The sequence below is a fragment of the Klebsiella sp. C239 genome (assembly GCF_048822715.1).
GTDB lineage: Bacteria > Pseudomonadota > Gammaproteobacteria > Enterobacterales > Enterobacteriaceae > Klebsiella > Klebsiella quasipneumoniae.
Genome location: NZ_JBMEZK010000001.1, coordinates 442289 through 455622 on the forward strand (window position 1 = coordinate 442289; position 13334 = coordinate 455622).

Here is a 13334-nt window from a genome sequence, read left to right on the forward strand (position 1 = left end):
GGTGCCGGGCGGCGGCTACGCCTGACCCGGCCTGGGTTGTGCGGCGGGGGTAATCTCCCGGTTTGTGTCGCTATCCAGTAGGCCTGATAAGCGAAGCGCCATCAGGCATGGGTTTGATTAGCCGTCCCACCGCCCGGGATACCCCGGGCCGTTTTATGCCTGACGATTACACCTCATAATCCAGCTCATCCTGCTTTGCCGGCGGAACGATCTGCACCTTCTGCACCCGGTGGCTGTCGACCTGCAGCGTGCGCAGGGTATAACCGTCAATCTCAAGGGTTTCTCCCACCTGCGGCACATGCTGCAGATACTCCATCAGCAGACCGGCAACAGTGTGGTACTCACGTTTATCATCCAGCGGCAGCGTAACATACTGCACCAGATCTTCCAGCGGCATATGGCCGTTAACCGTCCACGAACCGTCCGGATGGTGCTGAATATCGTGCCGGGCGTCGATCTCCTCCACCTCGTTGGGCAGATTACCGGCAATGGTCTCCATCACGTCGCTCAGGGTCACAATCCCCTCGACGGAGCCAAACTCATCCACCACAAAGGCAAAATGGGTGCGGGCCTGACGAAACTGCTCAAGAGCGGAGAGGAGCGGTAACCCCTCCGGAAAGACCAGCGGCTGGCGCACCAGCGCCTGCAGATCCAGCGGCTCCTGGCGCAGGGACTGCTGGAGCAGGTCGATAACATGCACCACCCCCAGCAGGTCTTCATTATCCTTTCCGCCGGTGACCACCAGGCGGGTGTGCTGATTTTTTTCCACCAGGCTGCGGATCTCTTCCTCCGGCGCGCTGAGGTCGATGCGCTCGATATCATGGCGGGAGGTCATAATACTGCTGACGCTGCGCTGATTCAGGTTCAGCACCCGCTCAATCATCAGCCGTTCCTGCGGATTAAACAACGGATGATGGTCCTGATCGGCGACCAGCGACGCCGTGTCAGCATCCAGTTCAGCTTTTTCTTTCTGCCCGCTCAAAAGATTCATTACCGCCTCGGTAGTGCGCTGACGCAGCGTCATATTGGCGGAGAGAAAGCGACGGCGGTTAAACAGCGCCAGCTGGTTAAGGGCTTCAATCATCACCGAGAAGCCAATTGCCGCATATAAATAGCCTTTCGGAATAATAAAGCTGAAGCCTTCAGCAATCAGGCTGAAGCCGATCATCAGCAGGAAGCTCAGACAGAGGATCACGATGGTCGGGTGGCTGTTAACGAAGCGCGTCAGCGCCTTGCTGGCCATCAGCATCAGGCTGATAGCGATGATCACGGCGGCCATCATCACCGCCAGGTGGTCGACCATCCCGACCGCGGTGATCACCGAGTCGAGCGAGAAGATGGCGTCGAGCACCACGATCTGCGCCACCACGGCCCAGAATTTGGCCCCTCTGCGCTGGGTGGGATTATCGCTGTCTTTTCCCTCCAGCCGCTCATTAAGCTCGACGGTTGCTTTAAACAGCAGGAACAAGCCGCCGAACAGCATAATTAAATCGCGGGCGCTGAAGCTGAAGTCGTGAAAAACAATCAGCGGTTTGGTCAGGGTGACGAGCCAGGAGATAGAGGCCAGCAGCAGGAGACGCATCACCATCGCCAGCATCAGGCCAGTGATCCGCGCGCGGTCGCGCTGGGCGGGCGGGAGCTTCTCAGCGAGGATAGCGATAAAGACCAGGTTATCGATACCTAACACCAGTTCGATAACGACCAGCGTGACGAGACCTGCCCAGATTGACGGATCGGCAATCCATTCCATATGTATTAAAACCTGTACGACTGCGGTATGTGTTACCCCGATCATGGATAAGATGGGTATAAAATGCAATAACGACTCGGATAGCGCCCTGCCATGGGTGGATATATTTCCAGCAGATTAAGCGAACCGATAAGAATTATGTTCCGGTAAAGAACAGTGAAAAAATAACACCATGGCGGTTGCCCTGGAATAAGCGGGCCAATATCAGAACGTCTGCCGCTGCGCTTCCGCCAGGGCGCAAAAGCGGCGCTGTGCCACCGCTCGTCGCAGCGAGAGGTGATGCCCACGCCATGGGGGAAGAGCGAAATTCCTCGCAAATTCGGCATAATTCAGCTCATAAAGGGGGCGCAGTATAGGGCGGCTCCGGGTTTTATTCCGCCGATTATGTCTTGTATAGCGAACTGTCCAGCGGTAAGTTCTGAAATATATTGCCTGGATAAATTTATTATCTATACCTATTCTTTGCGGGCATAAGTGCGGCGCGGCAGCGCTGGCGCCTTGCCGCGCCCGGGGGACGGGGTTCGCGGCCACTTTGCACGGCGCAGAGAAACACACCGCTGAATAACCTGATCGAGGATAAGATTATTCTCACTTCTAACTGTTGGTAAAAGGGAGTTATGTGTATTCTTTTACGTGACAGTGAATTTAAGAATTTGGCGGGCAGATGCCCGGGCAGTATCCGTGTATTATCAGTTTCAATGGATTTGTGACATGTACAATTTTGCAAAACCGCGTGTTTTGCAACCAAACAGGTGAAGATGAATATGGCGAATTTGAAAGCGGTTATTCCGGTCGCAGGACTAGGCATGCATATGCTGCCGGCCACTAAGGCAATTCCAAAGGAGATGCTGCCGATCGTTGATAAGCCAATGATTCAGTACATTGTTGACGAAATCGTCGCCGCCGGGATCAAAGAGATTGTTCTGGTGACGCACTCCTCGAAGAACGCGGTGGAAAACCACTTTGATACCTCCTACGAGCTGGAAGCCCTGCTTGAGCAACGCGTGAAGCGCCAGCTGTTGGCGGAAGTCCAGGCCATTTGTCCGCCGGGCGTAACCATCATGAACGTGCGCCAGGCGCAGCCGCTGGGTCTGGGCCACTCCATTCTCTGCGCCCGCCCGGTCGTCGGGGATAACCCGTTTGTTGTGGTGCTGCCGGATATCATTCTCGATGGCGGTACTGCGGACCCGCTGCGCTATAACCTCGCCGCCATGGTCGCCCGCTTTAACGAGACCGGCCGCAGCCAGGTGCTGGCGAAACGCATGCCGGGGGATCTCTCCGAATACTCCGTGATCCAGACCAAAGAGCCGATGGTGGCGGAAGGGCAGGTCGCACGTATCGTCGAGTTTATTGAAAAACCGGACGAACCGCAGACACTGGACTCCGACCTGATGGCGGTGGGCCGCTACGTGCTGTCGGCAGATATCTGGGCCGAACTGGAGCGCACCGAGCCGGGCGCCTGGGGGCGCATCCAGCTGACCGACGCCATTGCCGAGCTGGCGAAGAAGCAGTCCGTCGACGCGATGTTGATGACTGGCGAAAGCTATGACTGCGGTAAGAAAATGGGCTATATGCAGGCCTTCGTCACCTACGGAATGCGTAACCTGAAAGAAGGCACCAAATTCCGCGAAAGCATTAAAAAACTGCTGGCCTGAACGCCAGCCTGAGACCGGCGGCAGGCTCTGAACATCCGTCCTGCCGCTCATCACGTTATGCAGAATTTATTCATAACGTGAATGTTATAACGATTGTAAAGAAACGTATGGCTTCGGAGACTTCTGGTAGTTTGTCTCTGGCCTCTGTGGTGCAATGGTCGGAGTAGCGGCAATAATGCTTTATGAATAGTCACTTAGTGCGACAATTCCTAAAGTGCAGGGAAAGCGGTCAACGTCAGCCAAAAATAAAACTTGACTGCGATCATGTTTCCGCTTTAAACATCTCACTTGCATGCATAAAAATGTGAAATGAATTGGCATGCGAGCTGGTACAGACATTATGGATAATCCCTGAGCACGGCAGTGGACATCATCGAAGGATCACAGGTATATGAACTGGCAACTCATCTCATTTTTTGGCGATAGCACCGTTTTGCTGCCCAGCGCAGCGGCGCTGTTTATTGTCCTGATGCTGCGTAAAACGTCGCGGTTGCTGGCGTGGCAGTGGAGTTTGCTGTTCGGCATCACCGGCGCCATCGTCTGCGCCTCCAAACTGGCCTTTATGGGCTGGGGACTGGGTATTCGCGAGCTGGATTACACCGGCTTCAGCGGCCACTCAGCGCTCTCCGCAGCCTTCTGGCCTATCTTCTTATGGCTGCTCAGCGCTCGTTTTTCGGCGGGTGTGCAAAGAGTAGCCGTCGCCACCGGCTATGTTTTAGCCGCAGTGGTGGGGTATTCACGGCTGGTCATCCATGCGCATTCCGTCTCGGAAGTGATCGCTGGCCTGCTGCTGGGTGCTGCCGGCAGCGCTTTGTTCCTGCTGCTGCAAAAACGTACCACCCATTCGGAAAGCGTGAGTATTTCCTGGGGCGGCGTCGCGTGCCTGGTGATGGTCCCGCTTATCCTGTTGCATAGCGGCAATAAAGCCCCGACTCAGTCCCTGCTGGGGCAGATCGCTACTACAATTGGTCCGCTGGACAAACCCTTTACGCGTACCGAACTGCACAAGCAGGCCTGGTAATTGCCATTTGTTTTACAGGGGGAATTAAGTTTTCGCCGGTTAATTGGACAAATAAGAAAATAATCTACTATATGCCAGTCAATTGATAATTCATATTTATGAAATAATGCAGTGCTACTACATTGTTATTGTCAATTTGCCAGGATATAGCCGTGGTCAGACGTTTCTTAAATGCGTTCAGAAAGCACCTGTTCCACGTTGGATGAATAATCCTGCATCGAGAAACTATTAGAAATTGTAGTTGACTGTAGAGTCATCATCTGATTTTGAAATGACGTAAGCGTGATGAAAAAGGTCTTTTTTTACAGAGAGTTATCTGTGTCTGAGCCGGCATAGCTTCGTCAGGCAGATGTTTAGTTGTTAAGAGCAATAAATAATCTTTATTGGCAAGCCGCTTATTTTTCGCCAATAAAACAGCGGATGGGATTAATTGGCAGATATTCGGCAGCGAGACTCCCAATTGTGACCGAAATCCCGTAGACTTAACGCCGCAAAAAATAAAGGCCTGACCAATTTATCACCCACAGGCCGATTAAATACGCCGTTCAGGTAGTCAGTGCGCTGGTAGCTGTTAAGCCAGGGGCGGTAGCGTCGCTGAAACCACCTGCTGCTGCACAAAATACCTCCTCTGAACGGCTAGAAAAATCGATGCACTCTGGGTGATTTACACCATAAGATATCTATCATGCTCATCAGATTTCCTCATAAAGGGGTCAGGAGCGGCTGCTGATATCGCCTGTACACCAACTTTCCCATCTCATTGATAGCCTGTGGGGTAAAATTCGCCTACATTGTGAGCTGGGTGGATGTGATAATGGTTACGAGCAGCTTAGGGTAACTGTACTTGCCTCGCCGGTGTTGCACAGTGAAGTCAGCTGGTGCCGCGAGCGCTTTCTATCTTGCTATTCCCCTCATTCTCATTGAGATACGACAGCGGGGCTGAAAATGGATCTTGTACAATGATAAAAATTGCGCGCATTGCCGTGACGCTGGGCTTGCTTTCCTCACTGGGAGCCCAGGCTTACGCGGCCGGGTTAGTAGTAAATGATAACGATCTGCGTAACGACCTTGCCTGGCTTTCCGATCGCGGGGTCATCCATCTGAGCCTGTCGACCTGGCCGCTGAGCCAGGAAGAGATCGCCCGGGCGCTAAAAAAAGCTAAACCGTCCTATTCTTCTGAGCAAGTGGTGCTGGCCCGTATCAATCAGCGACTGTCTGCTTTAAAAGCAGATTTTCGGGTCACCGGCTATACCTCAACCGATCAGCCGGGCACTCCGCAGGGGTTTGGTCAGACACAGCCGGCAGATAACTCGTTAGGCCTGGCGTTTAACAACAGCGGTGAGTGGTGGGATGTCCACCTCCAGGGGAACGTCGAAGGGGGAGAGCGGATCAGCAACGGATCGCGCTTCAACGCCAACGGCGCCTATGGTGCGGTGAAATTCTGGAACCAGTGGCTCTCCTTTGGCCAGATACCGCAGTGGTGGGGGCCTGGGTATGAAGGGAGCCTGATCCGCGGGGATGCGATGCGGCCGATGACCGGCTTCCTGATGCAGCGGGCAGAGCAGGCGGCACCAGAGACCTGGTGGCTGCGCTGGGTAGGCCCATGGCAGTACCAGATCTCCGCCAGCCAGATGAATCAATATACCGCTGTGCCTCATGCCAAAATTATTGGCGGACGCTTTACCTTCACGCCGTTTCAGTCATTAGAATTAGGCGCGTCGCGTATTATGCAGTGGGGGGGGGAAGGCCGACCGGAATCCTTCAGCAGTTTCTGGGATGGCTTCACTGGCCATGATAATACCGGGACAGATAATGAACCGGGGAACCAGTTGGCCGGCTTTGACTTTAAGTTCAAACTCGAGCCAACTCTCGGCTGGCCGGTGAGCTTCTACGGACAGATGATTGGCGAAGATGAGTCAGGTTATTTGCCTTCGGCCAATATGTATCTGGGCGGTGTGGAAGGCCACCACGGTTGGGGTAAGGATGCGGTAAACTGGTACATTGAAGCGCATGATACGCGCAGCAATATGAGCCGAACCAATTACAGCTATAACCATCATATCTATAAAGATGGTTACTATCAGCAGGGCTATCCGCTGGGTGATGCAATGGGCGGGGATGGTCAGCTCCTCGCCGGTAAGGTTGAGCTGATTACGGAGGATAACCAGCGCTGGAGCACGCGTTTGGTATATGCAAAGGTTAACCCAGAGAATCAGTCGATCAATAAAGCATTCCCTCATGCTGATACCTTGAAAGGTGTACAGCTCGGTTGGAGCGGAGATGTTTATCAGTCGGTTCGGCTGAATACCTCACTTTGGTACACCAACGCTAATAACAGCGACAGCGATGACGTTGGGGCCAGCGCAGGGATAGAGATACCGTTTAGTTTATAAGGCTGAATGCTGAAAACAGGGGAGGGGGGTGGTAGCGCTGCAGGATGCAGTCAGCTTTTCTCTCTCCATAAGCTGGCAGGGAAGTAACGGCGATGACAGCTGCTCAGGAATTGGCAAATTTTGATTTACTGATGATGTGACATTATGAAGAAAAAAATTGTTAGATTTTCGGCATTAGCGTTGGCAATTGGGTTTTTATCGGGTTGTACCATTATCCCTGGTCAGGGATTAAACAGTCTGCGAAAGAACGTGGTTGAGCTTCCGGATAGCGACTACGATCTGGATAAATTGGTTAATGTTTACCCTATGACACCAGGGCTTATCGATCAGCTTCGTCCAGAAACCGTTCTTGCTCGTCCAAACCCACAGTTGGATAATTTACTGCGCAGTTATGAATATCGCATCGGGGTTGGCGATGTATTGATGGTTACTGTTTGGGATCACCCGGAGCTGACAACGCCTGCAGGGCAGTACCGTAGTGCCAGCGACACCGGTAACTGGGTGAACTCAGATGGCACTATTTTCTATCCTTATATTGGTAAGGTGCAGGTGGCAGGTAAAACCCTTAGTCAAGTACGGCAAGACATTGCCAGTCGATTGACTACCTATATCGAAAGTCCACAGGTCGATGTCAGCATAGCAGCTTTTCGATCTCAAAAAGCCTATGTGACCGGTGAAGTTACTAAATCGGGCCAACAGCCAATAACTAACATTCCCCTAACAGTTATGGATGCTATAAATGCTGCTGGTGGATTAGCTACAGATGCAGACTGGCGAAATGTTGTTCTGACTCACAATGGTAAGGATACAAAGATTTCTTTGTATGCGTTAATGCAGAAAGGTGATTTGACACAGAATCATCTGCTTTATCCTGGTGATATACTATTTGTCCCGCGAAATGATGACTTAAAAGTTTTTGTGATGGGGGAAGTAGGAAAGCAGAGTACGCTTAAGATGGATCGAAGCGGTATGACGCTTGCTGAAGCGCTTGGTACCTCAGAGGGAATGGCGCAGGCAACGAGTGATGCAACTGGTGTCTTTGTGATTCGCCAGTTAAAAGGCGATAAGAAAGGAAAAATTGCCAATATTTATCAATTGAATGCACAGGATGCCTCAGCAATGGTGCTTGGCACCGAATTCCAATTGCAGCCCTATGATATTGTTTATGTGACGACAGCACCTTTGGTTCGTTGGAATCGCGTCATATCACAGCTGGTGCCGACGATAACAGGCGTACATGATATGACAGAAACTGCCCGTTATATTAAATCTTGGCCATAATTATGTTTAATTCTATTCTAGTTGTTTGTACAGGAAATATATGCCGCTCACCAATTGGTGAGCGATATTTACGTTCGCTTCTGCCAAATAAGAAAATAGATTCAGCAGGGACAAGTGCTTTGGTTGATCATGCTGCTGATGAAAGTGCTATTTTAGTCGCGAGTAGTCATGGTATTTCTTTGGATGGTCATGTTGCGAAACAATTCACTTCTTCTTTAGGTCGACAATATGATTTGATTCTAGTCATGGAAAAATATCATATAGAACAAATCGGTCGAATAGCTCCTGAAGCTCGGGGTAAAACAATGCTTTTTGGGCACTGGTTAAATCAAAGAGACATTCCAGATCCATATAGGAAAAGTAATGAAGCCTTTTTATCGGTATATAAGCTAATTGAGCAAGCTGGCGGGCTATGGGCTCAAAAATTAGGTGCATAATTTAGGAAAACTCGTATGTCATCAGTTATAAATAAATCTACATCTAAAGATGATGAAGGGCTTGATTTAGGACGTTTACTTGGAGAAGTTATTGACCATAGAAAGCTGATAGTGTCAGTAACGTCTCTCTTTACTTTACTTGCTTTACTTTATGCTATTTTCGCAACGCCAATTTATCAGGCCGATGCACTTATACAAGTTGAGCAAAAACAAGCAAATGCTATACTCAGCAATTTAAGTCAGATGCTACCCAACAGTCAGCCTCAGTCAGCACCAGAAATTACACTGTTGGGCTCAAGAATGATTTTAGGTAAAACAGTTGATGATTTAAACCTTCAAATAAGAGCAAAACAAGATTACTTTCCAGTCTTTGGTCGTGGTTTAGCAAGATTGTTAGGAGAAAAACCAAATAACATCTCTATTTCAAGGCTCTACATAAAAAATAGTGAAGGTGATGAGGTTCCTGAAATAAAATTAACCGTATTAGATGAACGTAACTATAAGCTTGATGTCGGCGATTTGGTTTTAAAAGGAAAAACTGGTAGTCTTCTGGAAAAAGATGGTATCGCATTATTAGTTGATAAAATTGAAGCCACTCCTGGGACAACTTTTTCTATAAAATATGTCAGTCGGCTTAAAGCGATATCTGATCTACAAGAAGCATTAGAAGTCGCAGATCAAGGTAAAGATACTGGTATGTTAGGAATTTCATTAACAGGTGATAATCCAGTATTAATTGAGAAGATCGTTGATAGCATAAGTAATAATTATTTAGCTCAGAATATTGCTAGACAAGCAGCACAAGATGCGAAAAGTTTAGATTTTTTAAATGAACAATTACCGCAAGTACGAAGCGATTTGGATCTTGCTGAAGATAAGCTTAATAAATACCGACAACAAAATGATTCTGTAGATCTATCTCTTGAAGCAAAATCTGTACTGGATCAGATTGTTAATGTAGATAATCAATTAAATGAATTAACATTTCGCGAGTCTGAAATTTCGCAATTATATACTAAAGAGCATCCAACATATAAAGCATTGCTAGAAAAAAGGAAAACGTTACAGGACGAAAAAGCAAAATTAAATAAACGCGTAGCTAATATGCCAGAAACACAACAAGAAATATTACGTCTTAGCCGTGATGTTGAATCTGGCCGCGCAGTATATATGCAATTACTTAATAGGCAACAAGAGCTAAGTATTTCTAAATCAAGCGCTATTGGCAACGTTCGTATAATTGACAATGCTGTAACAGAAATTAAACCAGTTAAGCCGAAGAAAATACTAATAGTACTGATTGGTATAGTATTTGGTGGAATAGTATCTATCGGGCTAGTTTTATTACGTGTATTCTTGCGTAAAGGTATCGAAAGCCCAGAGCAATTAGAAGAAGTTGGATGTAACGTGTATGCAAGCATACCAGTTGCTGAAGCTTATACTAAAATCACTGAGCAATCAAAGAAATGGTCTCGCAAAGAAAACAAAATAAATCAAGGATTTTTAGCCGTTGATAATCCAGCTGACTTGGCCATTGAAGCAATCAGAGGATTAAGAACCAGCCTTCATTTTGCAATGATGGAATCGAGAAATAACGTTCTTATGATCTCAGGTGCGAGTCCGAATGCAGGTAAAACCTTTGTTAGTTCAAATTTATCTGCTGTTATTGCTCAGACAGGAAAGAAAGTTATCTTTATTGATACTGATATGAGGAAAGGATATACGCACAAATTATTTAATGTCAGTAATGATAATGGATTGTCTGATGTACTTTCGGGTAAAATCTCAATAGAGAAAAGTATTAAAAAAATATCTTCAGCTGGATTTGACTATATTAGTCGTGGCATGGCTCCTCCTAATCCAGCTGAGCTTTTAATGCATAAGAGATTTGCGGAATTAATAAATTGGGCAAGCGAAAACTATGACATTGTAGTTTTGGATACTCCACCGATTCTCGCAGTAACAGATCCTGCTGTAATTGGACACTATGCAGGTACAACTTTACTTGTTGCCCGTTTTGAATTGAATACAGTTAAAGAAATAGAGGTAAGTATTAAGAGATTTGAAAATACTGGCATTCAAGTAAAAGGTTGCATATTGAACGGCGTTGTGAAGAAAGCTAGTAGTTATTATGGCTATGGCTATAGTCATTATGGATATTCATATAAAGATAATAACTAAGCTATGAAATAAGTGTAGTCATACTTGATGACTACACTCATTGCGTATTGAAATCTTATAAATCATATAGAAACAAATTATCTAGCAAGAGAGGGTATGATGACGCTTATCGTCAGGAATATCATAGTCAGTCTTTCATTGGCAATATCAGATTTTTTAGCATTCGTTGCATCTCTTTATATTGCAATTGGGTTGCTTTGCATTACCTCTGATGATTATGTTCAAATTGTCTCGACTGGACAAGTTGAGGGATGGACAATATTACATTGGCTGTTGGGTTTTTGCTGTGTTGGTTGGTATTCAATGAGATTGAGGCATTACTTCTATCGTAAAACCTTTTGGTTTGAGTTGAAGGAAATGCTTCGAACATTAATTATTTTTGCCGTTATTGAAATTGCGGTCATGGCTTTTGCTACATGGTCGTTTTATCGTACATTATGGTTTTTGACATGGTTTTTAATCCTCATTTTTGTTCCATTGGCCAGAATGGGAGCAAAACGTATTTTAGATATATTAGGAATTTGGCAAAGAGACACTTGGATTATTGGAAGTTCTGAAAATGCTCAAGAAGCATATAAAGCAATAACAAGTGAGCGGAATTTAGGTTTAGTTGTTGTTGGCTTTGTAGAGACTCCTGGCGGTGTGTGCGCAGGGGAGAAAATAGACGGAATACCAGTAGTTAATAATAATATAGAATGGTTAAGGACAAAAAATACAAAGACACAATTTATTGTAGCGGTAGAGTCCCATCAGAGTGAAATACGTAACACTTGGTTACGTAATTTCATGATTAAAGGTTATAGATTTGTTTCTGTAATTCCTACATTAAGAGGGATGCCATTAGACAGTACAGATATGTCATTTATTTTTAGTCATGAAGTAATGATATTTCGTGTGCAACAAAATTTAGCAAAACTCTCATCAAGAATTATAAAAAGACTTTTCGATATTCTAGGCTCTATTTTTATTATTTCGATATTATCCCCATTGTTGCTTTATATTAGTGTTAAAGTAAAAAAAGATGGTGGACCATCTATCTATGGCCATGAAAGGATTGGGAAAGGTGGAAAATCATTTAAGTGTCTCAAATTTCGATCCATGGTAATAAACTCAAAAGAAGTTCTTGATGAGTTGTTAACTTCAGATCCTGAAGCCAAACGTGAATGGGATGCGACATTTAAGTTGAAAAATGATCCACGTGTAACCAAGATCGGTGGGTTCTTAAGAAGAACAAGTCTTGATGAATTACCTCAATTATTTAATGTATTAAAGGGAGAGATGAGTTTAGTTGGCCCACGGCCAATTATTACAGCTGAATTGGAACGTTATAATGAAGAGGTAGATTACTATCTATTGAGTAAGCCAGGGATGACTGGATTGTGGCAAGTTAGTGGTCGTAGCGATGTTGACTATGAAACGAGAGTTTACCTTGATGCTTGGTATGTCAAAAACTGGTCCATGTGGAATGATATTGCTATTTTGTTCAAAACAGTTGGCGTTGTATTAAAAAAAGATGGTGCATATTAACACAGTGCATCTTTAATAAAAAAGAGAGTTAATATGAAATGTTTCATTGCAATACCAACATATAATGGCGGACAAATCTGGCATAGTGCTGTTAACAGTATTAAAAAAAATGCTCCGGAAAATACGTTAGTGCATGTAATTGATTCTGGGAGTAAAGATGATACTGTATCAATAGCCAAGGAAGCTAAGTTTGATGTTATATCGATTGCGAGTAATGATTTCAATCATGGCGCAACAAGAAATATGGCCATAAAAAAATATGTAAAAGAATATGATATTGTTGTGTTTCTTACTCAAGATGCTATTCCTGAACCTAATTTCATAAATACTATAATAAATGTGTTCAGTGATAAAAATATTGCTTGTGCTTACGGCAGGCAATTACCTCATGAGGACGCGAACCCATTAGCAAGACATGCGAGAGGTTTTAGTTATCCTGATAAGTCACATATTTGCGATGCCTCTGACATACCCCGTATGGGAATAAAAACAGTATTCATGTCAAACTCATTTTCAGCATACAGATTATCAGTATTTGAAGAGTTAAATGGTTTTCCATCAAACACGATACTTTGTGAAGATATGTATTTCACTGCAAAGGCGGTATTAGCGGGGTACAAAGTAGCATATGTATCTGAGGCGCGAGTAAGGCATTCTCACAATTACACGCCAAAAGAGGAATTTAAGAGATATTTTGATATTGGTGTGTTTCATGAGATGGAGCCTTGGATACGCGAAGCCACAGGTGGAGCTGGAGGTGAGGGGAAAAAATTCATCATCTCTGAGTTTAAATTTTTAATTAATAATGCACCGTTATGGATACCAATAGCATTAATTAATAATTTCATGAAAATATTAGGTTACAAGTTAGGCCTTAGATTTAAAATTCTTCCGAAGAAGTTGGTAAAATCTCTAAGTATGCATAAACGATATTGGGATAAGTAAATGATTCAAATACAATTATAAGTTCATGGAAAGGGGTAGTATTTTAATTTATTATTCATTTTGCTGTTGGTACTATCTTTTTCAAAAATAAACTAAGCCTGTCTGTAGTACCATATGGTAATGAAAAATATATAGTGCTATGGT

The 13334-nt window shown here is 45.5% G+C and carries 8 protein-coding genes and 2 pseudogenes; 8 read left to right on the top strand and 2 right to left on the bottom strand.

Features of this window, described 5'->3' with window-relative positions; genetic code table 11:
• Positions 1-166: 166 nt before the first annotated feature.
• Positions 167-1750, bottom strand: coding sequence for a TerC family protein (locus tag ACOI6Z_RS02020; RefSeq protein ID WP_420686850.1), 1584 nt, complete (start codon positions 1748-1750; stop codon positions 167-169).
• Positions 1751-2508: 758 nt separating this feature from the next.
• Between ACOI6Z_RS02020 and galF the strand changes: the two are divergent.
• Together galF and ACOI6Z_RS02030 are read left to right on the top strand one after the other, a co-directional pair.
• A pseudogene (gene galF, locus ACOI6Z_RS02025) lies at positions 2509-3481 on the top strand (GalU regulator GalF).
• A gap of 315 nt (positions 3482-3796) precedes the next feature.
• Positions 3797-4426, top strand: coding sequence for a phosphatase PAP2 family protein (locus tag ACOI6Z_RS02030; protein WP_284118463.1), 630 nt, complete (start codon positions 3797-3799; stop codon positions 4424-4426).
• Positions 4427-4971: 545 nt separating this feature from the next.
• On the opposite strand, the pseudogene ACOI6Z_RS02035 reads toward ACOI6Z_RS02030, so the two are convergent.
• A pseudogene (locus ACOI6Z_RS02035) lies at positions 4972-5055 on the bottom strand (hypothetical protein); the annotation flags it as partial.
• 330 nt (positions 5056-5385) lie between these two features.
• Between ACOI6Z_RS02035 and ACOI6Z_RS02040 the strand changes: the two are divergent.
• The 6 genes from ACOI6Z_RS02040 (at position 5386) to ACOI6Z_RS02065 (ending at position 13190) form a co-directional block, all read left to right on the top strand.
• Positions 5386-6819 (top strand): capsule assembly Wzi family protein, encoded by a 1434-nt coding sequence (locus ACOI6Z_RS02040; protein WP_080935498.1) that lies wholly within the window; start codon positions 5386-5388, stop codon positions 6817-6819.
• Positions 6820-6963: 144 nt separating this feature from the next.
• Positions 6964-8100 carry a polysaccharide export protein gene (locus ACOI6Z_RS02045; protein ID WP_004175230.1) on the top strand — a complete coding sequence of 379 codons (1137 nt, stop codon included), beginning with the start codon at positions 6964-6966 and terminating at the stop codon, positions 8098-8100.
• 2 nt (positions 8101-8102) lie between these two features.
• Positions 8103-8537: a protein-tyrosine-phosphatase gene (locus tag ACOI6Z_RS02050; RefSeq protein WP_016831488.1), complete on the top strand. Its 435-nt coding sequence runs from the start codon at positions 8103-8105 to the stop codon at positions 8535-8537.
• 15 nt (positions 8538-8552) lie between these two features.
• Positions 8553-10718 (top strand): polysaccharide biosynthesis tyrosine autokinase, encoded by a 2166-nt coding sequence (locus tag ACOI6Z_RS02055; protein WP_080935499.1) that lies wholly within the window; start codon positions 8553-8555, stop codon positions 10716-10718.
• 99 nt (positions 10719-10817) lie between these two features.
• Positions 10818-12245, top strand: coding sequence for an undecaprenyl-phosphate galactose phosphotransferase WbaP (gene wbaP / locus ACOI6Z_RS02060; RefSeq protein ID WP_080935971.1), 1428 nt, complete (start codon positions 10818-10820; stop codon positions 12243-12245).
• Between the two features lie 33 nt (positions 12246-12278).
• Positions 12279-13190 carry a glycosyltransferase family 2 protein gene (locus ACOI6Z_RS02065; RefSeq protein ID WP_080935500.1) on the top strand — a complete coding sequence of 304 codons (912 nt, stop codon included), beginning with the start codon at positions 12279-12281 and terminating at the stop codon, positions 13188-13190.
• The last annotated feature ends 144 nt before the right edge of the window (positions 13191-13334 follow it).

Coding starts and splice junctions, on each gene's coding strand:
- ACOI6Z_RS02050 (WP_016831488.1), top strand. CDS start 8,103: ATGTTTAATTCTATTCTAGTTGTTTGTACAGGAAATATATGCCGCTCA.
- ACOI6Z_RS02040 (WP_080935498.1), top strand. CDS start 5,386: ATGATAAAAATTGCGCGCATTGCCGTGACGCTGGGCTTGCTTTCCTCA.
- ACOI6Z_RS02045 (WP_004175230.1), top strand. CDS start 6,964: ATGAAGAAAAAAATTGTTAGATTTTCGGCATTAGCGTTGGCAATTGGG.
- ACOI6Z_RS02055 (WP_080935499.1), top strand. CDS start 8,553: ATGTCATCAGTTATAAATAAATCTACATCTAAAGATGATGAAGGGCTT.
- ACOI6Z_RS02030 (WP_284118463.1), top strand. CDS start 3,797: ATGAACTGGCAACTCATCTCATTTTTTGGCGATAGCACCGTTTTGCTG.
- ACOI6Z_RS02065 (WP_080935500.1), top strand. CDS start 12,279: ATGAAATGTTTCATTGCAATACCAACATATAATGGCGGACAAATCTGG.
- wbaP (WP_080935971.1), top strand. CDS start 10,818: ATGACGCTTATCGTCAGGAATATCATAGTCAGTCTTTCATTGGCAATA.
- ACOI6Z_RS02020 (WP_420686850.1), bottom strand. CDS start 1,750: ATGGAATGGATTGCCGATCCGTCAATCTGGGCAGGTCTCGTCACGCTG.